Raw genomic sequence first — 21676 nt, forward strand, 5'->3', positions numbered from 1 at the left:
TTATTGTCCACCAAAAGGAGTGGGTATGGTCCACCGGTTGATCAACGGGGTCAGCGCATTCATCAACAGCACCGCGAACATTACACCTTCCGGGTAACCGGAGAACAGCCGCAGCACCATAATCAGAGTGCCGGTGCCCAGGCCGAAAATAAACTTGCCTTTGGGTGTCAAGGGGCTGGTGACCGGGTCCGTGGCAATAAAAAAGGCCCCGAAAAGCAATGACCCTCCCAGGATATGGTGCAGCACCGTCCACCCGTCCGCGGGACCGGCAAGATCGGCCATGCCGCCGATGACCAGGACCGCCAGAAGCAGTCCTGCCGGGATCTCCCATGAGGCGGCACGCCGGATAATCAGATAAAGGCCCCCCAGCAGGCAGGCCAGGGCGCTGGTCTCACCCAGGCTGCCGTTGGTGGTTCCCCAGAAGAGGTGGACCAGCGGTGTCACCACACCGTTCATCTTATAGGCGTTCATGGGGGTGGCCTGGGAAACGGCGTCCACGGCGCTGCGCACGTCTTCGAATCCCGATGCGGCAAGCGCGCCGGCAAAGGAAATCATGACGAATGCGCGACCCACCATGGCCGGATTAAACAAATTCATGCCCAACCCGCCGAAAATAATCTTTCCGATGCCGACGGCCACGAAAGCGGCGATCACACCCACGTACCAGGGTGCCGTACCGGGCAGGGACATGGCCAGGATGATGCCGGTAACGATGGCCGAGCAGTCTTTCAGGGTAGACTGCCGCCCGCGCATCTTCACGAAAAGCAGTTCCGCCGCCAGGCTCCCGCTTAGGCAGACAGCCAGCTGGAGCAGGGCGTAGCCGCGAAAGACGAACAGGGACATGGCCACCACCGGCACCAAAGCCACGAGGACATCCACCATCATCCGCCGGGTACTGGTGGTGGATTGGGCCAAGTGGGGAGACGGCGATACGTGAATCACCGGCGCCGTCGGTCTGGTTTCATCAATCGGTTTCACTTGAGAATCCTGCATGTTTAATTGGTTTTCCGTGGTCATACCGTCAGATCCCACCCGCCGCCACCAGGGCCTTTCCGACCCGGATCAGCTGAACCAGCGGAATGTGGGCCGGGCACGTGTATGCGCAGGAGCCGCACTCGAAACAGGCCATAATGTTATATCGCCGGGACAGGGCGATGTCCTGATGTCTTGATGCCATGGCAATTTTGGTGGGAACCAGGTTCATGGGGCACACATCCACGCATTTCCCACAACGGACACAGGCGGTCTCCTCGCCGGCATTCACTTCGTCCCGGGTCATCACGGTAAGCCCACCGGTGCCTTTGGTAACCGGGGTGTTGGGATTGGCAAAGGCAAATCCCATCATGGGGCCGCCGGCAACCATGCGGGCTGCGCCGGGCGTCAGGCCGCCGCAAAAATCGATCAGCGCACCGAATGAAACACCGATGGGCGCCAGCACGTTGGACGGGTTGACGATGCCGCCGCCGGTAACGCTGATCACCCGGTGGGTCAGGGGTTTTTTATGAATCACGGCCCGGGCAACGGCAGCCATGGTCCCCACATTGCTTATGGCCACCCCCACATCCGAGGGCAGCCCGCCCAGGGGCACCTGGCGCTTGATCACGGCCTGAATCAGATGCTTTTCACTGCCTTGGGGATACTTGGTTTTGACCACGGCAATTTGTATGCCCGTACCGTCCGTGGCCTTTTTCAACGCCGCTACCGCCGGCATCTTGTTGTCCTCGACACCGATGACGATCCGCTCGGCCCCCACACTACGGCCCGCCAGCAGGGCGCCAGTAATAATGGAAACCGGAGCCTCTACCATGAGCCGGTAGTCGGATGTGAGATAGGGCTCGCATTCGCAGCCGTTGACTATCAAGGTGTGGATCGGCTTCTTGTCGCCGGGCGTGATCTTCACGTGGGTGGGAAAGGCCGCCCCGCCCAGCCCCACCAGTCCAGCATCGTTTATATCGCGGCTGATCTGGGTCGGTTCATAGGCGTTCAGGCCGGTGGTGGGCCAGTCCCCGCCGAAGATCTCATCCCACAGGTCCTGACCCGACGGCAGTTCCCCTTCGGTTTTGATGGGCAGGGTATCCATGTGCCGGCCATTGGCCAGCGTCACTCTCACCGGTCGCTGGACAATGCCGGGCACCGACGCATGCAAGGTGGTGGAGACAAAGGTACTGCCCTTGCCAATCAGCTCACCCCACTGTACTGTCTGGCGGGGTTTGACCATGGGGTCACACGGGCCGCCGATATTCTGATGAAGGGCCAACACCACCATTTCCGGCGTCGGCATCACCCGGATGGCCGCATCCTTGGACAACTTTTTATGATCCGGCGGGTGAACACCGTGAGCGAATGTGCCGCTGCCCGGGTATCCTTCCAGCTTCAGCCCCATGGCGGCAACATGAATTTCATTTTTTTTGTGACCATCATTTCGGAACCCCTGAAACACAAAAAGATCTCCGCAGCGGAAATCTTTCCATGAAAGATTCCGCAATAAATTGTGCCACCTTTCAGTCCCATGGTTCCAAGGCTCCACGGTTATTTTTGTCCATGAAAACGATGGTGGGCCTGAACGGCCTAGCTTCTTTTTCCTCCAGCCAGCAGTAAGCGATGATGATGATTCTGTCGCCGGGCTGCACCAGACGTGCGGCAGCGCCGTTCAGGCAGACGATGCCGCTGTGTGCTTCGCCTTCTAGTGTGTAGGTTTCGAAACGTTCACCGGTGTTTATGTTGGCGACTTGGACTTTTTCCCCAGGCAGGATGTTGGCGGAATTCATCACGACGCTGTCAATGGTGATACTGCCCACATAATTCAGATCGGCATCGGTAACCGTGGCGCGGTGGATCTTGCTTTTGAGCATGTTAACCAGCATGATAATTATACCTCTATTCGAATATTGTCGATCAGTCGTGTCCTCCCGAATTTGACTGCCAAAGCAACGAGCATCTCACCACTGAGCATTTCCATTTCTTCCAGGGTGTGTGCATTCACCACAGCTACATAGTCGATGGTTGCATCCTCAATGCCACTGATCTGCTTTTCAATATTCCGACTGACCACTGCTACGCTGCGTTCGCCCTTTTCGATCATCTCCTTAGTGTCGAGCAGTGCCCGGTTCAACATCGGGGCATCCGCCCTTTGCCCGGGAGTAAGATAGGTGTTACGCGAACTCATGGCCATGCCGTCGGCTTCGCGGACGATTGGACAAACCACGACTTGCAGGTCGAAGTCCAGGTCTCTGACCATTTGTTGAATCACGGTCGCCTGTTGGGCATCTTTTTGACCGAAATAGGCACGATCCGGAGAAACCAGGTTGAACAGCTTGGTCACGATGGTGGTGACACCTCTAAAATGGGTAGGTCGTGACCGGCCGCAAAGCACTTGGGTCATTGGACCTTGAACCTCAACGTAAGTGGTATAGCCTTTCGGATAGAGCGCATCGACAGTGGGGTAAAAGGCAATGTCTACGGTCTCCGCCACCATCAGATCAGAATCTCGCTGCGCGTCTCGGGGATAAGCATCCAGGTCCTCATTGGGGCCGAACTGGGTCGGGTTGACGAAAATGCTAACCACGACGATATCATTTTCCTCCCGTGCCCGACGAATGAGGGACAGATGGCCCTGATGCAAGAACCCCATGGTGGGAACGAAGCCGATGGTTTTGCCTTTTCTTTTGACACTTTTTACCGCTTTGCGGAGTTCATTCTTGGATTGGATGATTTGCATTTTTTTTGAGATTTTTTGTCCTGTAGTATCAGAGTGCGGCCAGCACATTTTCATCGACAGGAAAACTGTGTTCGGGTGCTGGGAAGGCGCCGCTGCGCAACTCTTTGATATAAGATTTAACCGCCGCAACGGTGATATCTCCACCGTCGGCATAGGTCTTTACAAATTTTGGACGCATTTTTCGAAACATACCCATCAAGTCCTGTATTACCAAGACCTGGCCGTCGCAATGTACGCCGGCGCCGATACCGATGGTTGGGATTTCCAGTTTTTCAGTAATCAAGCGAGCCACCCCATCGGGAACGCACTCAAGAACAATCCCGAATACGCCGGCGTCCTGAAGCAGCAGGGCGTCATCGATAATCTGGCGGGCCGTCTCGAAATCCTTACCTTGAACCTTGAAACCACCAAAGGCGTTTACCGACTGGGGGGTGAGTCCAAGATGCCCCAGAACCGGGATTTGCGCTTTGACGATGGCGCGGATTTTATCGACCATTCCCTGACCGCCTTCCAGTTTTACAGCTTCAGCATCGCCTTCCTGCACGAAGCGTCCGGCGTTGCGTACCGTTTCTTCCACGCTGATATGGTAGGAAAGAAAAGGCATGTCTCCAATAAGCAGAGCATTACGCGAGCCTCGGGCCACCGCCTTGGTATGGTGGATCATTTCATCCATGGTTACCCGTAAGGTGTTTTCATAACCCAGCATGACCATACCGAGAGAATCCCCCACCAGCAGGCAGTCTACTCCGGTTTCGTCCAACAGGCATGCTGTGGTATAGTCGTAGGCCGTTAGCATGCTGATGCGTCGACCGTTTGCCTTGGTGGATTTGAATGATCGTACGGTAAATTTTGCCTTGGCCATAGTATTCAGTCCTTCCTGATTTTCACACCCAAAAATTGCGCAAACCGAGGGCCTATTGATACGGCTCACGCTGGGCCAACCTCACCAACGCTAACTCTGATCCATTCCCCTTTTGTAAAGTTCAAAGATATTTTCAAGCTTTGGTTTTATATTAATTTCACTATTCAATAAGTTCATTTTTCCAGCTTCAACAACAGCGACCCCAATAAAAGTTGACCAAAATATGTCCGATAAAACTATTGGGTCAGAGTATTTATTAACATAATTTTTATTATCAATCTTAAATAATGCTGTGGAAACTTCTTTCACTTTTTTCAATAAAGCTTTTAAAATCTTATGGGTTACAGGGGATATTCTGAAATTATTATCTTGTAATAAGAGATGAAAAAATTTTAATATAAATTTTGGTTCTTCTGAATAAACTTCGAGTATTACTTCAATCATCGAATTCAATCTATCTTCTATTTTCGGAATTTCCTGATTCTTAATATGTACAAAACGCATATACAAAGATTCAAAAACTTTAGTTAATACTGATGCATACAAATCTTCCTTGTTTTGAAAATAGAGGTAGATTGTACCCGGGCTCAAGCCGGCTTCATCGGCAATTTTTTCAATGGAAGTGGCTTTGTAACCACGTTTTTTGAAGCAACGTCTCGCAGCAACGATTATCTGTTGTCTTCTTCGTTCCTTCTCTCTTTTTCTTCGCTCAGGGATTCCCATAAAAGTAGGTTATCGGTTTGATTGTTTATTGGGTGATGGCGTTCCCATTAAAAACAGGTTTGGAAATGAAATTGACTTTAGCGTTATGGAAAACCAAACACAACCAAACATCTTGACAATTCATCGTCAACCTAGTATGCAATAATAACGACTGTTATTTATACTATCGGGATAGGGAGTAGCCTCGCGGCCACCCCCTCCCACACCACCCGGCATACGGATCGCGTACCAAGGCGGTTCGGCTGATCAGGAAGGTTATTGAGCAGGCAGGAATAGTCCTCGTTCGAAGAAGTAACGGTTTGGTAGAGCAAATATCACCCACTTGACCTTGCTCATGCGCCAGTACTTTTTGCGGGCGTTACCGCAAAGCATGGCGTCCTTATGCGCAATGCCAAGCTTTTTGAGGTTTCGGACCTTGGTCCTGGGGTTTTTCCATTGTTTCCAGACAACGCACCGCAGCCGGCGGATGATCCAGCCATTGAGTGACTTGAACAGGTGCCTGGCTTCTGTCAGGCGATAATAGTTCCACCAGCCAATCAGGTACTGATTCAGATCTTTGATAATCTGGCTCAGACTTCTCCCTTGATTACGGTTCGTCAGTTCCCGGACTCGCTCCTTGAAACGTGAAATTGTTTTCCGGTGGATCCGGATCTTGGTCTGTCCACACATACTGATAAAGGTAAATCCCAGGAATTTGCGGAGCCATGGTCGGCTCACTGCGCTTTTCTCCTCGTTCACCTTGAGCTTGAGCTTCGCGGTGATGAACTTCGTGATGCTCTTGTTCACACGCTCGGCGGCTTTCCGGCTTTTGCAGTAGATCCTGAAGTCGTCAGCATACCTGACGAATTGGTGACCCCGCTTCTCCAATTCCTTATCCAGTTCATCGAGTACGATGTTGGAGAGCAACGGCGACAGAGGACCACCCTGGGGCGTTCCTTCTATGCTGGGACTGACAAGCCCCCCGATCATCGTTCCGGCCGTAAGGTACCGGCGGATCAATTTCAAGACCCGTTTGTCCCGGACCCTGGTGGCCAGCCGGCTTAAAAGCCGGTCGTGGTTAACTCGGTCAAAAAACTTGGACAAATCCATGTCAACCACGTGGGTGTACCCGTCCAGCAGATAGCCTTTGGCTTGTAGGACAGCGTCATGGGCTGATCGTCCTGGTCTGAATCCGTAGCTGTACTCAGAAAAGGTCGGGTCCCAGATCTGCTCCAATACCTGAGCTATCGTCTGTTGGATAAGGCGGTCCAATACCGTGGGGATACCAAGCAGGCGGACACCGCCATCCGGTTTGTCGATCTCCTTCCTTCTGACCGGTAAGGGACGATAATCCCCATTTAGCAGGTCCTGCTTGATCTTCGGCCAGTGCCTTTTCAGGTACCCTTTCAAGTGGTTGGTTTTCATGCCGTCCACACCCGGGGCGCCTTTATTGGCAACGACCTGGTTCATTGCTCTGAGCACATTACGTCGTTCGAGAATCAACTCCAACAACTGCTCTCTGCCTCCCAGACTTTCGGCAAGCCGCGACGCTACAAACATTTCCATCTGCTGTGGCTTTATGTTCATAAGTACACGTCTCCTAATGGTCATTTTCATTTACCCGTACCATTCGGGCCGGGCACCGTTCGGGCCTTTCACCGGGGTGAGCCTCCTGTTACGCTTGACCCGCGGGTAGCTCGCGCATCTCGTTTCCTCCGGTTACATTATGCCCTCTGCTGACTCCCGCTGCACGGTGGGCGCACCTTGCGGTTTGCTCACTCGGATCATCTGCCGCCGCCGGATCCTTTGGTTTCGTGTCCCTCTCCATAGCGGAGTTTGGCTCATCGCCGGTCAGGAGCCGGTCTTCCGACGATGCCGGGGGTTTTGGTGGCCGGAATCCCCCCTACCGGCAATTTCACACGACAAGTCCCGAGATGCAGCGGGCCTCCCGGGGTAAACACACATCTTTCGGTACGTAAGCGCCGAGTATACGAGCACTGCCTGAGATGGATAGAGGACTTAACCTTGTGTTGCAGGCTGGTCCCACAGATGCGCGCCTGACTCGATTTCTGTTCGTCACCCCGTACCTTCGCGACGGCCCTGCCGCAGCAGGGCGGCTTCCTCCCCAGGCACCGTTGCCGGATACCCAGTTGCCATGTCGCTACACCCTTCGCCTCCATCGGGCTGGGTCTAAGACTTGCCAAGCGATCCAACAGTCTGATATGCTTGGCTCACTTTTAAGATGTGTGCCGTGCCCGGCACACAACAATAGTATGTCATGCATGTCAAGAAAAAATGCTACATCCTATCCCTTTGTACTGAGCTAATCTCCGAAGGATTAGCATGACCACAACAGCAAGATGAACCGTGTAACTGACGGATTGCTGTGACGGTCTATACAACAAGAAAGGAATATAAATGGGTATTTATGAAGATCTTTATCCAGTTTTTTATCCGGAATCAGTAGCGGTTGTCGGGGCGTCAAATCAATTTCGCAAATCAGGGTTTTTCTGCATGGAAAGCATTATCTATAGAGGGAAATACAAGGGTAAAATATATCCGATAAATCATTCGGCTCCCGAGGTGTTCGGTTTAAAATCTTATCCGACCCTAAGCGATGTGCCTGATAAAATCGACCTTGTCATTATCACCGTCCCCGCACCGGCAGTCCTTGACGTTATTGAAGAATGCGGCAAATGCAATGTAAAAGGCGCCGTGATAATCACAGCGGGTTTTAAAGAGGCTGAAGCTGAAACCGGTAAGCAGCTTCAAGAGGATATTATAAAAACGGCAAATCATTATGGCATAAAAATAATCGGTCCCAACACCTTTGGCGTGGTCAACCCTCTGGCTGATTTAAACGCCTCTTTTACTTCAACGCTTTCCGATATGGAAAAGGGAGATATTGCTTTTATATCGCAAAGCGGTGGCATGTGCCATTTCTTTTCGTATATCACAATGGACGACAATATTGGGCTGAGTAAAGTAATGAGCCTTGGTAACAGGTGTAACGTTGAATTTGTGGATTTGTTAAAATTCCTTGAAAAAGAAGATGCCACAAAAGTTATTGCTCTGTATTTAGAGGGAATCGACAACCCGAGGGGTCTTTTTGAAGCAGCCAAAAAAATCGTGCGAATTAAACCTGTTGTTGCTTATAAGGGAGGGTCCGCCAAAGGAATGGACCACCTGACCTGTTCCCATACAGGCACATTGGCCGGCAACTTTGAAATGTACAACGGCATGTTCAGGCAAGCCGGCATCGCCCTGGCGGAAAACAGTACCGAGCTGTTTGACATTGCGAAAATATTTTCTCTGGCCCGAACTCCACAAAGCAAACGCATTGCGGTTTGCTCTCCAATTGCCGGCCCGGGAATTGTGATGACCGATACGCTGATAAAAAACGGAATGGATATCACCAAATTCACAGACCATACAATTAACAGACTTACAAAATTACTCCCCCCCTTCACATTTCGATACAATCCTATAGATATGCCTTTTACTCAGGATATTGAGACGATCAGCGCTGTAATAGATTGCGTTCTGGCGGATGAAGATGTTGATTCTTTAGGATTCATCATGTGCCAGCAGGAAATGTTTACTCCCTTAAACAGCGGGATTGCGCATGCCCTCGTTGGAGCAAAAAACAAATACAACAAGCCGGTCGCGGTTGCCATGATCGCTCAGGCATACAAGTTTCATTCTGAGCGGTTGTATTTGCAAAACAATTCAATCCCAGTTTATCCCACACCTGAAAGGACTGCAAGGGCGCTTACCGCGCTTTCCGAATACGGAGAAATTATACATAGCTGAATAAAAAAAAGAATTTTTTATTGTTAATCCCCCTCATCCAATTATTGAGAAAACACAAAAGCAATTTAACGGAGAAATAAATGGACGTTATAGAAATAGCTATTAGCAACGGACAAAGTTCGCTTTCTGAATATGAATCCAAACAAATTCTTTCAGCATATCAAATTCCAGTTGTAAAGGAGATCCTTGTCGATAATTACAAAGATTTTTTAAATGCCCTCGAAGAAACAGGATACCCGCTTGTCCTAAAAGGGTGTTCATTTCAAATGACACATAAAACGGAAAGAAATCTGATTAAATTAGACCTGAGAAATGAAAACGAAGCAACCCAGGCCTATAATGAAATTATTGGGGGCATGGACGGTAAAAAAACCGTGCTGGTTCAGGAAATGGTCAAAGGCACGCGTGAACTCGTGATGGGCTTGACCCGCGATCCACAGTTCGGCCCGATCGTCATGTTTGGGCTTGGAGGAATTTTTACCGAAATTTTAAAAGACGTATCTTTTCGGCTGGCCCCTTTAGAAAAAAGTGATGCGCTTGACATGATGCGTGAAATAAAAGGGCACAAAATACTCGAAGCAGTGCGAGGCATGGTAAAAGTGGATATTGATATCCTGGCGGATATCCTGATCAATGTGGGAAAAATAGGCCTGGAAAATGAAAAAATAAAGGAAATTGACATAAACCCGCTTATTATTTCCGGAAGCAAACCCATTGCAGTGGATGCACTAATGATTTTAGAATAAACCTGAATCCGTGTTCTAAATATTGCCGTGGTTCATGGAAGCGACAAATTGCTCCACATGCTATGATTTGAGTAAAATAAATCCTCAATCGGTAAGCCAAGCAATCCTTGCGATGAAGATTTCTCGTGACTTGTTATCAGCGGTTTAAAAACCAGCCAAAATCATCGGATTAAAATCAACCACCCCTGGCAGTAGACGCAAGCGTGCATCCCGGGTCCCCTAAAAACGGCGGAGCACGGCCAAATCGTTTTCGTGTTTTAGATTTTACGGGGTGTTCGGCTTTGCCCTCTTTCGATAGCTGGGTCCCTCCAAGATGAAGATCTGCGAGTTGTAGACAAGACGGTCGGCAATGGCTGTGGCAACCGTGGTGGAGTCAAAAATTTTACCCCAATCGGCGAACGGCAAATTGGTCGTAATGGCGGTGGACTTGGCTTCATGCCGCTGGCTGATTACCTGGAAGAAAAGATTCGAACCTTGTTTGCCCAATCCAAGATAACCGATCTCATCAATGACAAGCAGCTCCGGTGATCGATAGTAGTGGAGCTTTTTCAAAAGAGAATGGTCAGCATCGGCTGCGATCAAGTGATTGATCATATCCATGGCGGTGGTGAAAAGGACTTTTATACCGGCCTGGGTGGCGGCATAGGCTGCGGCTTTGGCTAAAAAGCTTTTCCCGACACCGGGATTGCCAATCAAAATGATATCCATCTTCTCTTTCAAAAACCCCAGGGACATCAGGTTGAGAATACGGGTTTTATGTTTTTTTCGAGAGCTGTGATGATTAAAATCGAACTGATCGATGGTAAGCTTTTCGTTCAGTTTGGATTGACGATAACAAAGCGCAATACGGTTTTGCCTGCGGGTTTCGAGTTCCAGGTCGAACAGGTGAGCGATAGTCTTTGACAAGGGCCAGTTGTTATTTTCGGCAGTCTCTACGATGGGAGGCAGCTGATCGGCGATGGTTTTCAGCCGTAATGTTTTCGCTTTTTCACATATTTCTTCCATTATTTTCTCCTCCCTTTAAGCGCATGCGTATCGTATTCTGCCAAAGACGGCTGGTTCAGACGGATGTGGTTTAAATCCTCATTTTTCAGCCGTACCGGTGGATGGTCGTTTTTGGGAGCCATTTCCTGGTGGACAATGTTTTCGACGTAATCAGCCCCCCAGGCTTTATGGGCCATGGATTTGGTGAGGGCATAAACCAAGGCCTCGGCCCCGTACTTGTCTTTCAGGACAAGCAGCCGCTTCACTTGCTGTTTGATCGGCTGTCCGGCCTCTAACAGGCCGTTGATATAGTCGACGGCTACGGCGCCCAGAGACATCAATGCCGCCACCTGTCGGTCATGCCATAGCTTCTTGCGGAGTTTTTTGACCTGCTGCCGATGGGAAGGCGTTTCGATTCGCTGTTTGCGTTCCCAACATCTCGGATGAACGGCAATGCGTTTGTCGTTCAAATACAAAAAGACAAAGGCGACATCCGCTTTTACGATCACCGATTTGCCAATAGCCCATGGCGGAGCGGTATAGGTGTTGCCGTCGAATCGAATGGCAAAATCCTTGTGCACGAGTAACGATTGGGTTGCCCGGACATCCGGCAACAGATTCGGCAAGGGGCTTAGCTTTACCTTCTCAAATCGATCCGCTGGCCGTTGCCCCGTTGTCTGATGGATACGAACATTGGCGACGGTGTCCAGCCAGTTCAGGGCTTGGTGCTGGACATCATCCAGATCGGCAAAGGATCGCAATGGCATAAAATTGCGACGTAAATATTTTACGCTCGACTCCACCTTTCCCTTCTCATAAGGCGCACCCGGATTACAGGCGATCGGTTCAACAGAAAAGTGGCGTAAAAAATCCAGGAATGCATCGTTGAACCGAACAATCGATCCCAATCGTTCGATGACAGCCGTGGCCATGTTGTCGACGACCAGCTTTTTGGGGCAGCCGCCAAACCAGGTAAACGCTTTAAGCAGGCAATCGTGCAGCGCATCCTGCTTCTGGCTGTGGGTAAAGCACGCATACAGCATGCGGCTGAAGGCTTCGATGACGACCAGGGCATACAGTTTGCGCCGGGTGCCGCCATATGCCAATGATCCGAAGTGGCCCCAATCAACCTGCATCTGTTCACCGGGAGCGGATTCGAAACGGGTATAGGCGATCCGTTGTTTTCGCTTTCCTCTCAATTGGCGCAGGTAATCGCGAACGATGGTGATTTTGCCGGTAAAGCCTTCCAACTGCTGCAAAATGACCGGGGCACTGACGGTGGGATCTTCATCCAGTAACGCTTTGATCCGATCTCGATACGGATCGAGTTTGGATGTCCGGTTCGGCCTTCTTTGAACGATCTCAGGGGTGCTGATATATTTTTTCACCGACCCCCTGTCGATACTTAAATGTCGGGCGATTTTCCTTTCCGACCAGCCCAAATGCTTCAGCCGGTGGATTTCGAAAATGGTACGCTTGTCGATCATGAGGTCACCTCCTTGAACAGGTTTCGGGCAAGCTGCTCAAGGGGATGCGGTTTCCCAGGTTCTGAGTTAGGGGTGACTTCCGGTGGTAGCGCAAGCACCTGAAAAACGGTGCCGTCAAAAGCGATCAGGTCCTTTTTGATCAACCCACACCGAGCCTCTACATATTGATCCAGGCTCATTTCCAGCAGCGTGCAGATCTTATCGTAACTGTAAAAGGAAAGGCCGAAGCGGTCTGCCGCAAGAACCAGGAAGAAATAAAGCAGCAGTTGGTCCCGAGAAAGATTGCTGACAAACCCGCCGGTGAGAAAACGGTGGGGGATGAATGCAAATCCGCCGTCAACGCGACGGATGCGCCCCTTATTGATGATTTTCTTTTTGATCATGGCCGCCTCCTGAGTTTTGGCTTTTACGATCTGCGTACCATGATCGATTCGGCGTTGTCCTCGAGTCCATCTTTGCAATCACCGCCAGGTGTCTGTAATCGTGTAAATATTGACTTTTGTCGCGTCCATCTTTGCAATCAGCGGAACCAGCCAAAATTGTCCAACCGGCTGAAAATCCACGTTGATCCTCGCGTCCATCTTTGCAATCAAGTTGTCGTCGGATTTTTTGTTAACTGATCTGCGCCGGTTGCGGATCGCCTGAAGCATCCGGTTTCTTTCGGCTTTCTCTGGATTTTTGTCTCTGTAAATTTTCCAGTAACCGCGGCTTTTAGCAGCCCATTTTTGGTTGCTGAGTTTCTGTGCGGTCCTATAGTCCGGATTGGTTTTCATCTTGATTCGTTGCCAATTGGATTTTCTTGCTTTCTGGCATTCGGGGCGGCTGCAGCAATATTGCTTTCTATTCCGTGGGATAAACATCTTCGCGCAATGGAAACACGGCACCGGCTCCATAGCTCCTGTTGATTCCCACGATGAACGGAAGACAATTTTCGGATTAAATTGAAGGGGTTTCGAAGTTTTCAAATTTTCTGGAACTTTGTTTATGCCCACCGGTTTTCAACGACTTTCCACCGTTGGTCGGACCTCTATTAGGGTGCGCTACGCGCTCCAATTTTATGGGTTTTTCAAGGCATGGGCAGGAAGGCTTGAATAAAATGAGGGGAGCAGCATTTCTGATTTGCTACTCCCCTCTGGGCATTTTATTCAATGCCTCCTGCACCCGGCTATCCCTTGACAGGTTGCTCCCCAGCAGAGCCTGGCTCCGTTTCACCGGGCAAAACGTATTGAATCGGATTAAAACTTCATCTTTTTTTGCTGGCTTACCACAGACAACTCATCCGTTAATCGGTTGAGCACATTTAAAATGGCGGCCAATACAAGCGCCTCCAGTTTTTGGCGGATATCTTCGGCGGTCGGATGGGATTGCATATCGACTCCTTTCCTAAAAGATTTCGGATGCGGCAAGCCGCACATGTTCCGCGTTGACAGTTTTTTCATGACCCATTGCCGCGGCAACCAGGGCACCACGAGCCAGGTGATTGGCTTTCCTGAAGATGCCGCCCGATCCTTGGTGGATCGCCGTGATCGCATTACCTTCGAACAGCATCCGGTCGATTCCGGCAATGGTCAGATGATGTTGAAGATAGGTTTGCATCTGTTCTTTTTTGGAACCGATGAAATGGCTTTTGGCCACCACCCGCGATGCCAGAGGAAGACAACCCGGATATCGCAGGTTGTCGATCAAATGCGTCTGGCCAGCCAAAACCATGGGCAAATAAGGCTTCGAGTCCATTTCGAACTGACACAGCGTATGCAACTCCACGAAGACTTCCAGACGGAGCAAAGAGGCTTCATCGATGACCAGAACGACATTTTGTTTTTTCCCGTGGATCAATTCCAATACTTCCCGTTTGATTCGATCGGTCATGGCCGCACGGGAGGTCCCGGCAGGTTTCATTCCCAGTTCTCCCATGATCAGGCGGTACAGTTCCAGGATGGAACCGGATGTGGCGGTAACATAGACGAGTTTGTACTCGGAAGGATGCAGACCGTTTACCAGATAACGGATGGCCGTGGATTTACCGGAGCCGATCTCACCGGTGATCAGATAAATCGCCCCTAAACCCAAACTGTAATCGAAACGGTTCTTCGCTGCCGCCAGTTGATCCGTTTCAAGAATATCCGTCACCGCGATATCCGCCGTGAAGGGCTCTTTCTCAAAACCGAAGAACGGCAGATACGGCGTATTCATTTCCATAGACCGCCTCCCTGATAATCCGTCTTGTGGGCCGGTTCGAGTTGGGTATTGATGTTCTTGTCCCGCTTTACCCGGCAGTTGACATGCAGATCCACGGGAACCAACAATCCGTGGGACTTCCGATTGAAAAACACCTCAGCCGTTTTCGGTTCGTTTTCATGGTACAAAATCAGCGCCCGTTTGCCGATCAGCGCCACCGGAGCTTCAAACAGGTTGCCGTTGAGTGTGACGGTTCGATCCTTTGCAACGGTTCGGTATACGGCGGTGCGGAAGTGGTCTTTCAGGTTCTTCGGTGCCGTTCGGATGCAGGCAAGGTTTTTGCTGAACCGGTCAAAGGGCGTCATGCCGGTGGCGCTGTGAATGCGTTGGTGATAGACTGTATCCAGCCAATGGCTAAACGACTGGTTCAGTCGTTCCAGGGAGGAAAGATCCGCGGCAGGCAAAAATCCACCGCGAACGGTTTTGAAAAATCTCTCAATTTTGCCCTTCCCTTGGGGCTTGTACGGCCTTGCATGAATGAGGGCGATGGCCAGTGATGCACAGGTAAATTCAAGTTTGCGGCTGCGATAGGCAGCGCCGTTGTCCACGTACAGTTTTCTCGGCAATCCTCGTTTGGAAAGTGCTTTTTCGAAAGCATCCATGAAACTGGCCAGATTCTCCGACAGGTAGAACCCGCCGTAAACGATCAATCGGGAATGATCGTCGATAAAAGCGATCAAATAGCTTTTTCGCATTTTCCGATCGACCACCACCTTGGGTCCGTGCATCACATCGCTTTGCCAGATGTCGTTGACCAACTCGGCTTCATACTTTCTTCGATCCTCCGGTTTGGGGGATTGATCCATCAACCCGTGTCGGTGAAACAGCCGATAGAGGGTGGAAAGGCCAAAGCTTGCAGGAACAATTGTCTGGCGTTTGAGACTTTCCAAAAGCATCGGGACCGGCGTTGCCATCTGGCTTTGTCTAGTGGCAAGGACGATGTTGACTGTTTCCTCGTCCAAGTTTCGGGATTTGCCCTGATCGCCTCTTTTCCCGGGATACAGCGATTCGATACGGCCGTTGCTTTTTTGGTAACGCCGAATCCAGCGATAAATCGTATTTTCGCTGATCCGTGTTCGGCTGGAATAGGGAATGACCCATTTGCGCTCGCACTTCTCCCTCAACAGTCGCCGTTTCTCGCTTCTGGTCAGGTTCGTCGTGCCGACAAACTCGTGAATCACCCCAAACCGGAAAACAGCGACGGTCTCATCCTTTTCTTGTGTCATACAAACCTCCTTTTTTGTGTTTCCCCTGGCTTAAACCATTTCTCACGATACGGGGAGCGCACTGTTCGGTAGGTTTGTCGATGATGGAAACAACTCCGGATTAGACCCAAAATAAGCGAGTATTGAATTACAATACACTCAAGCCGTTGGTTGGTTGCGGGACCAGCAAAACAATGGCCAGCAGTAAAAGTGAGAGCGTTGTAAAGACGCACTTGTCTTGTTCTTTCTCAACATATAATCGCCATTTTTTAATTCTGCTGATCGTCTCGACTCCTTTCGTGGTTTGAGATAGGCTCACAGTCGCCCCATGCAACTGCTGCCCGATGCGTTGGCCCTACGTGAACCCGAACGACTTCATTTTGTCAGAAAATTTGATCACATGGGCAAGCTTGTCGTTGTATCCCACGATTCGGTAACAGATCCGCCGACCGGTTCGGACGACCAGACAGGGGATACGCATAAAGGTGTTGATGAATCGTTTAAATTCCATCCGCACCACCGACAAGCCTAAGGGACGATAAGATAGCAGCAGGCCAAACCAGGCCTTCAAATCCCAAGCCAGCGAGGCAATGGTCATCAGCGCCCAATTGGACAACAGCGTATCGGAGGCCGGGGTAAGCGCCTTAACGCCATTTTTCAATTGTTCGATGTCATTTTCATGGTCGCTGCGGGCGCGGTAAAAGTGGATCATTTGGTTGGCGGAACGTTTCCGATCATTGGTGATGTAGAAAAAGTAGCGCACATCTTCGAACAGATTCATCTCCCCGCGGACCACGTCGAGGGTTTTGCGCAAAATTATCAACCGATAGGTCTTTTTGCATTTGACCGGCCGGTATTCGCATTCGGCGATGTCTTCTGCTGTAGTGACGATTTTTTTGAACTGACGTTTTTTGACCACCTGCTGTTTGACATTTTCGGGCGTGCGCCTTTGGTATGTTTTGACCTGCCGGTGGGGGCGTTTTTCAAGCGGCTGCCAATCGTATGCACCGAGTCGGTCAGCGAGTTTTTTCAGATTGGGCATCGCATCCATGCCGAAAATAAACGTGCACTGGCGGTCCCACTTGTCAAAATGGCTGGTAAGACTGAAGTCGGTATCCCCTCGCAACTGCACCTTTTGGAAGCAGTTGCCGACCAGGTCCAGGCTTTGATCGATCCATGGGGAACAATCATGATGGGAAGCGACATTGCCTGATCGGTTGACGATAAATAGGGGTTCGCGGGTGTTATGCAACGAAATGACCAGTGGGTGATATCCCCATTGACCATTGTAGGAGATGTCCATGCCCTGCTTGCACTGGCCGTCAGTGGCACAGATGGTGCCATCCACGTTGATGACGGCCTCGCGCAAAAACCTTGCCGGCTGTATTTGCCAGATTTTCTTTCGGACCGTGTTTTTGGCTTCCATAAACGCGCCGATGTCCGGTTCGGTAAAACGTCTTAAGAAATCACCCGCTGTGGTGGGATCGGGAATGATCTGAGCGCCCAATGCATTGAGCCAACCCTCATCGTTGCGCAGCAGTTCGATATCCTGCAAACAGCTTCCACCGGCCAGGTAATTGTAGGCGATATTCAGGATATGATCCGATTCATGATACGGCAAATGACGTTTAAGCAATGTAACGCAAGCATCGACTTCATTGATCAAGCCAGTTTTGGCCGCCAGCTGATGAATGGCCCCGATACCGCCATAAGCGATTGCCTGATGGCGTCCGTCGACATCGTAGCAGATATTACGCCCCGCCATCATCGGCTTGGACTGATTGTCCCAGTTTCTTTTTTTGGTGCGTTTTTCTATTTTTCGCTTGCGTTTGGCCAATTTTTTGCGGATATTTTTCTTCACTCGAAATGTCCCTTTTTGTTCAGTACATTTTTTGTCTCGAAAACTAATAATATACTGAATTTAAGGGCATTTCGAGTTTTTTATTGAGAATTTTAGATAAAATTCTCGCTTATCCTGGGATTAGATGGTCCGACTGACAGGTGTCCGGCCCATATTCATGAATAGGGAAAAGGCGGCAAGCAAATCGGTCCCGATCCCAAAACAGGCCAGGGCTTTTCGTTTTAGTGCGGCCAGCCAATGGCGCTGCCGGGATGCAGACAACTTCGTGTTCCATCTGCCGCTGGATAGGCGTTGCTTCAGGCAATCGCAAATTGTTAAGATCGGCACCTGAAAACGATTAAAGTAACCTTCGGGCTTCATTTTAATAATGCAATTACAGTCCGGGCAACGGTATCTTCGAAGCCACACCCCAAAAGCAAACCCATCAAAGTAGGCGAGTACGAAACCGTGTCCCCATATTCGAGTTGAACCACACCTGGGGCATCCGCGAGGTGTTGGCCAACAAAAATTGCGTCCCTGTTCATCAATATCCTTGAGTTTTACACAAACGGAAAGTATCATCGGACCATTCTTTGTTGGGGTCGATAATACGACCCGGTTTTTTGGGGTGCTCCGGTCTGCCAACCGCCACCCCTTTTCTTTATCCATAAAAAAAGCCCCCTTGCCGGAGGCTCATCTAATTCGAAAATTCTTTTCCGTTTGTCAACGATTGTGAAAATTTAGCCGTTTACCCCACACTCAATCGCGGCAACCTACAGCTCCTCTCCTGGCTGGATGTCCTTTTTGAACAAGCGAATCAGAGGAACTATATGGAATTTTACAAGATCGGGGGAATTAAAAGCGGATTGGTAGGCGAACACCGATGGTTTTGGCGGGAATTAGAGTCGCTGGAATTGGATGGGAATTAAATCGGAGGTCACACCGTGACTTGCCGCGGGGAATCTTCACCGCACGCCCGGAGGCGATTTTCCATCGCCAAGATCAAATCCTCTTCAGTGTCGTTACACAGTTTGTGGCGGCAGAACCCCCAACATTAAAGACGACGGCAACTTCCGGCACTTTGGTGGCTGGTGCCATACCGATAGATTCTCCGACCAGTTGTTTGTAGGCCAGGGCATGCATGGAACACCCCGTCGCACCAACAGGGTGGCCTTTGGATTTAAGCCCGCCCGACAGGTTGACCGGGCACCGATCATCGGCGGTAAATCGGCCGTCAAGGTAGTCCCACCCGGCGCGGCCGTCTGCTGAAAGCCCTAACGCTTCGGTGGTTAGGATGTGATTGATGGAGAAGCAATCGTGAACTTCGGCCAGATCAACATCATCGATGGTAATTCCTGCCTCTTTGAAGGACTGGCTAACCGCCCGCTTCCCTGCAATCAGTTCATGCATATTCGGCCGCACGCTTTCCGCAAGCCGCTCCGTAGTCATGCCGATGCCGGCAATTTCCACTGCTCGCTGGCTGAGGGATCGGGCCTCATCTGTGGGTGCCAGGATTACTGCCGCAGCGCCATCTGATATCAGAGAGCAGTCGTGAAGACGCAATGGCGGGGCAATTACAGGATTACTGCCTTTCCCGGATTCCGGTAGCTCCAATATGGATTCAGGCGTAAACAGCTTGAGCCGATCCGCCGGCCCCCCCTTGCTGAAATGGGCCAGTGGGTTTTCGATACCATTTCGATAAGAAAGCGCCGAGACCGCCGCAAACATTCTCTGCAGCTCTTCCAGGTTATACCCGTAATGGGCCATGTAACCTTTGGCGTACTCGGCAAACAACCCCGGAAAGGTTACGCCTGCTGCGCCCTCTTTAGGCCAATAGGAAGAGCAGGCCAGGGCATGAGTGACGTCCGGTGTTGAGAGTAGGCTCATCTTTTCCACACCGATGACGAGAACTCGACGAAAGCGGCCGGACTCAATGCCAAAGATGGCATTATAGAGGGCCACGGATGACGAAGCACAGGCCCCTTCAGTGCGAGTGGTTGGAACGAACCGGAGAAACTCAGGTGCGACTTCCAGGCCCAGGGGCCCAACGTGCTCTTGGTTGATAAACATGGACGGTGAGCAGGAACCGATCCAAATACCATCGATGTCGGACGGGTGCAGACCCGCATCTTCAATGGCGCCTCTACCGGCTTCGATGATCAGGTCGTAAAACGACTTGGTATCCTTCACTTCTCCGGTTTCCCGGTTTTTTTCCACAAATGCCCCGAACTTCGTGTTGTAGGCACCGATGATGCTGACACGACTCATAGCCGATCTCCCGTTCTTAATGAAGTAAATATGTAAAACTTGGACTGATTTTAGCCGATTGACACACTATCCCTTTGAACCTAATCGCAGACCGCCATGGATGAAATAGACATCGCCGGTAAGCGCTTCGTTGCGGTATAGCTCGCCAACCAGGGAGGCAATTTCATCCGGTTCGACCAATCGTCCGATGGGGACATTATCCAGAATGCGGGATAGCGCCTTCTCGTTCATCCCCTCGATAAGGGGGGTCGCCACATAGCCCGGTGCCACGGCCACACAACGGATGCGGTCGGCAACTCCCCGCCGGAAAAATTCGGCGGTGATGACTTTGGGCATGACCGAAACCGCTGCCTTGGTAGACGAGTAGTTGATCTGACCGGCGGTTCCCAAAGATCCGGTGGATGAAATCAGACATATCAACCCCCGGTCTCCGTTGTTGATCATCTGTTCCGCACACTCACGCACGGTGAGAAACACCCCCGTCAAATTGACATCGATTACGGAGCGGAACTGATCGAGGGACATTTTTGAAACCACTTTCCCGGTTTCCCGATCGGGGGAGAGCATCAATCCGTCTTTTATAATGCCGGCAAAGGGCGCCACCAGGTTGATCTTGCCGAAGGCACCCATGGCCGTTTCCGCCAGCTTGTGGGTATCCGCTTCCTTCGTGACATCGCACACCAGGGTAATCGCCTGATCTCCGATATCCGCCTTTGCTTTGTTCAGGGCAGAGTCAGAAACATCTGCCAACACGACCTTCCCACCGGCATTGGCCCAGTATTTGGCAAAAGCCAAGCCGATACCGCTTGCCCCCCCGGTAACCACTGCTACCGCATCTTTAATTTCCAGCATAAGCGTCTCCTTTCAGAAAACCAGTTTCTTCCTTATTGTGTTAATCTAATTTTGCGCAAGCCCTTAAGCAGAAGTTTCGCACGTCAGCGAAGTGAATTATCACCAACGCCGTTAGTTCTCAACTTGATGTTTCTGCATAACCGAATTATTAATTTCATTCCCTCATCTCTTGTATCTCTTTTACAATTTCAGGTAATATTTCTCCGGTCTTACCAGGAAGGAAAAGATCACATCGAGCGGTCAGTGTACTTTCGTTCGGATTGATTTCTATGAGCTTTGCGCCATTTTTCTTAGCGTCGACTGGAAGAGCCGCCGCCGGGTATACCATACCGGATGTTCCTGAAATAAGCATCAAGTCGCACTTACACACTTCCTCAGTTGCTTCATCAAGCTGATGAACAGATTCACCAAAAGTCACTATATCCGGCCTCATTTTACCGCCACATTCACAAGAAGGAAGATATGGCATCACCCACGCTATGGAAAATTGTTTTATATTCAACAGGATATTCTCAACAAAGGAAAAAAGTTCATCCTTAGGAAAATGCTTTTTTTGAGCACAATCAAGACATCTGAATCGAAACAGATTGCCGTGAAGCTCAAACACCTTTAAACTTCCCGCATCCTGGTGGAGGTTATCACCATTCTGCGTGATAATAGATTTAAGATATCCCATCTTTTCGAGATCGGCAAAGGCATAATGGCCCGGATTTGGTGCGCAACTTTTGAATGTTTGAAGCATTTCTGAAAATAATTCGTTCGCTGCCTCCGGATGTCTTTTCAAGATTCCCATTATCCCACCTGAAGCGCCTCCGGAATACCGATTCCACAAACCATTCGGATCACGAAAGGTGGATATGCCGCTCTCCTCGGACACGCCAGCACCGGTAAAACCCACAACCCGCCTCGAGTGACGGATCATTGCCGACGCTTCAAAAATTTTATCACGGTTCACCATTTT

The 21676-nt window shown here is 50.5% G+C and carries 21 protein-coding genes; 2 read left to right on the forward strand and 19 right to left on the reverse strand.

Annotated elements, in window-relative coordinates:
* The 7 genes from GN112_RS06205 to ltrA all read right to left on the reverse strand — a co-directional run bounded on the left by GN112_RS06205 (nucleotide 1) and on the right by ltrA (nucleotide 6869).
* Complete coding sequence (locus GN112_RS06205; RefSeq protein ID WP_231716946.1) at nucleotides 1–978, reverse strand: RnfABCDGE type electron transport complex subunit D; 978 nt, start codon at nucleotides 976–978, stop codon at nucleotides 1–3.
* Between the two features lie 43 nt (nucleotides 979–1021).
* Nucleotides 1022–2440, reverse strand: coding sequence for an electron transport complex subunit RsxC (gene rsxC, locus GN112_RS06210; RefSeq protein WP_231716947.1), 1419 nt, complete (start codon nucleotides 2438–2440; stop codon nucleotides 1022–1024).
* 61 nt (nucleotides 2441–2501) lie between these two features.
* On the reverse strand, nucleotides 2502–2864 hold the full coding sequence (gene panD / locus GN112_RS06215; RefSeq protein ID WP_155309432.1) for an aspartate 1-decarboxylase: 363 nt from the start codon (nucleotides 2862–2864) through the stop codon (nucleotides 2502–2504).
* A 5-nt stretch (nucleotides 2865–2869) separates the two neighbouring features.
* Nucleotides 2870–3718: a pantoate--beta-alanine ligase gene (panC, locus tag GN112_RS06220; protein WP_155309433.1), complete on the reverse strand. Its 849-nt coding sequence runs from the start codon at nucleotides 3716–3718 to the stop codon at nucleotides 2870–2872.
* 28 nt (nucleotides 3719–3746) lie between these two features.
* Nucleotides 3747–4580: a 3-methyl-2-oxobutanoate hydroxymethyltransferase gene (panB, locus tag GN112_RS06225; protein ID WP_155309434.1), complete on the reverse strand. Its 834-nt coding sequence runs from the start codon at nucleotides 4578–4580 to the stop codon at nucleotides 3747–3749.
* Nucleotides 4581–4670: 90 nt separating this feature from the next.
* Complete coding sequence (locus GN112_RS06230) at nucleotides 4671–5303, reverse strand: TetR/AcrR family transcriptional regulator (protein ID WP_155309435.1); 633 nt, start codon at nucleotides 5301–5303, stop codon at nucleotides 4671–4673.
* 255 nt (nucleotides 5304–5558) lie between these two features.
* Nucleotides 5559–6869: a group II intron reverse transcriptase/maturase gene (gene ltrA / locus GN112_RS06235; protein WP_231716902.1), complete on the reverse strand. Its 1311-nt coding sequence runs from the start codon at nucleotides 6867–6869 to the stop codon at nucleotides 5559–5561.
* Between the two features lie 831 nt (nucleotides 6870–7700).
* On the opposite strand from ltrA, the gene GN112_RS06240 reads away from it, so the two are divergent.
* Nucleotides 7701–9095 carry an acetate--CoA ligase family protein gene (locus tag GN112_RS06240; protein ID WP_155309436.1) on the forward strand — a complete coding sequence of 465 codons (1395 nt, stop codon included), beginning with the start codon at nucleotides 7701–7703 and terminating at the stop codon, nucleotides 9093–9095.
* An 80-nt stretch (nucleotides 9096–9175) separates the two neighbouring features.
* Nucleotides 9176–9841, forward strand: a complete 666-nt coding sequence (locus GN112_RS06245; protein ID WP_155309437.1) for an acetate--CoA ligase family protein — start codon at nucleotides 9176–9178, stop codon at nucleotides 9839–9841.
* Nucleotides 9842–10105: 264 nt separating this feature from the next.
* Here GN112_RS06245 and istB read toward each other — a convergent pair whose 3' ends face one another.
* The 12 genes from istB to GN112_RS06300 form a co-directional block, all read right to left on the reverse strand.
* A complete protein-coding gene (gene istB / locus GN112_RS06250) occupies nucleotides 10106–10846 on the reverse strand; it encodes an IS21-like element helper ATPase IstB (protein WP_197743280.1) in 741 nt (246 codons plus the stop codon).
* Complete coding sequence (gene istA / locus GN112_RS06255; RefSeq protein WP_155309438.1) at nucleotides 10846–12312, reverse strand: IS21 family transposase; 1467 nt, start codon at nucleotides 12310–12312, stop codon at nucleotides 10846–10848. Before istA ends, istB begins: the two co-directional genes overlap by 1 nt.
* A complete protein-coding gene (locus GN112_RS06260) occupies nucleotides 12309–12695 on the reverse strand; it encodes a helix-turn-helix domain-containing protein (protein ID WP_155309439.1) in 387 nt (128 codons plus the stop codon). The genes istA and GN112_RS06260 overlap by 4 nt, the downstream gene beginning before the upstream one ends.
* Nucleotides 12696–12773: 78 nt before the next feature.
* On the reverse strand, nucleotides 12774–13085 hold the full coding sequence (locus tag GN112_RS06265) for a hypothetical protein (RefSeq protein WP_231716948.1): 312 nt from the start codon (nucleotides 13083–13085) through the stop codon (nucleotides 12774–12776).
* Nucleotides 13086–13547: 462 nt separating this feature from the next.
* Nucleotides 13548–13682 carry a hypothetical protein gene (locus tag GN112_RS34790; RefSeq protein ID WP_269434892.1) on the reverse strand — a complete coding sequence of 45 codons (135 nt, stop codon included), beginning with the start codon at nucleotides 13680–13682 and terminating at the stop codon, nucleotides 13548–13550.
* 13 nt (nucleotides 13683–13695) lie between these two features.
* Nucleotides 13696–14511, reverse strand: a complete 816-nt coding sequence (locus GN112_RS06270; protein ID WP_197743281.1) for an ExeA family protein — start codon at nucleotides 14509–14511, stop codon at nucleotides 13696–13698.
* The gene (locus GN112_RS06275; RefSeq protein ID WP_155309440.1) at nucleotides 14502–15776 is read right to left on the reverse strand and encodes a DDE-type integrase/transposase/recombinase; all 1275 of its coding nucleotides are present in this window, start codon (nucleotides 15774–15776) and stop codon (nucleotides 14502–14504) included. Before GN112_RS06275 ends, GN112_RS06270 begins: the two co-directional genes overlap by 10 nt.
* A 334-nt stretch (nucleotides 15777–16110) precedes the next feature.
* On the reverse strand, nucleotides 16111–17616 hold the full coding sequence (locus GN112_RS06280; RefSeq protein WP_155309441.1) for an IS1380 family transposase: 1506 nt from the start codon (nucleotides 17614–17616) through the stop codon (nucleotides 16111–16113).
* Nucleotides 17617–17736: 120 nt separating this feature from the next.
* Entirely contained in the window at nucleotides 17737–18264 is a 528-nt protein-coding gene (locus GN112_RS06285) for a hypothetical protein (RefSeq protein ID WP_155309442.1), read from the reverse strand.
* 333 nt (nucleotides 18265–18597) lie between these two features.
* Nucleotides 18598–19863, reverse strand: a complete 1266-nt coding sequence (locus GN112_RS06290) for a thiolase C-terminal domain-containing protein (RefSeq protein ID WP_155309443.1) — start codon at nucleotides 19861–19863, stop codon at nucleotides 18598–18600.
* A 66-nt stretch (nucleotides 19864–19929) separates the two neighbouring features.
* Nucleotides 19930–20715 (reverse strand): SDR family NAD(P)-dependent oxidoreductase, encoded by a 786-nt coding sequence (locus GN112_RS06295; RefSeq protein WP_155309444.1) that lies wholly within the window; start codon nucleotides 20713–20715, stop codon nucleotides 19930–19932.
* A gap of 154 nt (nucleotides 20716–20869) precedes the next feature.
* Nucleotides 20870–21673: an NAD-dependent deacylase gene (locus GN112_RS06300; protein WP_155309445.1), complete on the reverse strand. Its 804-nt coding sequence runs from the start codon at nucleotides 21671–21673 to the stop codon at nucleotides 20870–20872.
* Nucleotides 21674–21676 lie beyond the last annotated feature (3 nt).

Source organism: Desulfosarcina ovata subsp. ovata, assembly GCF_009689005.1.
Classification (GTDB): Bacteria; Desulfobacterota; Desulfobacteria; order Desulfobacterales; family Desulfosarcinaceae; genus Desulfosarcina; species Desulfosarcina ovata.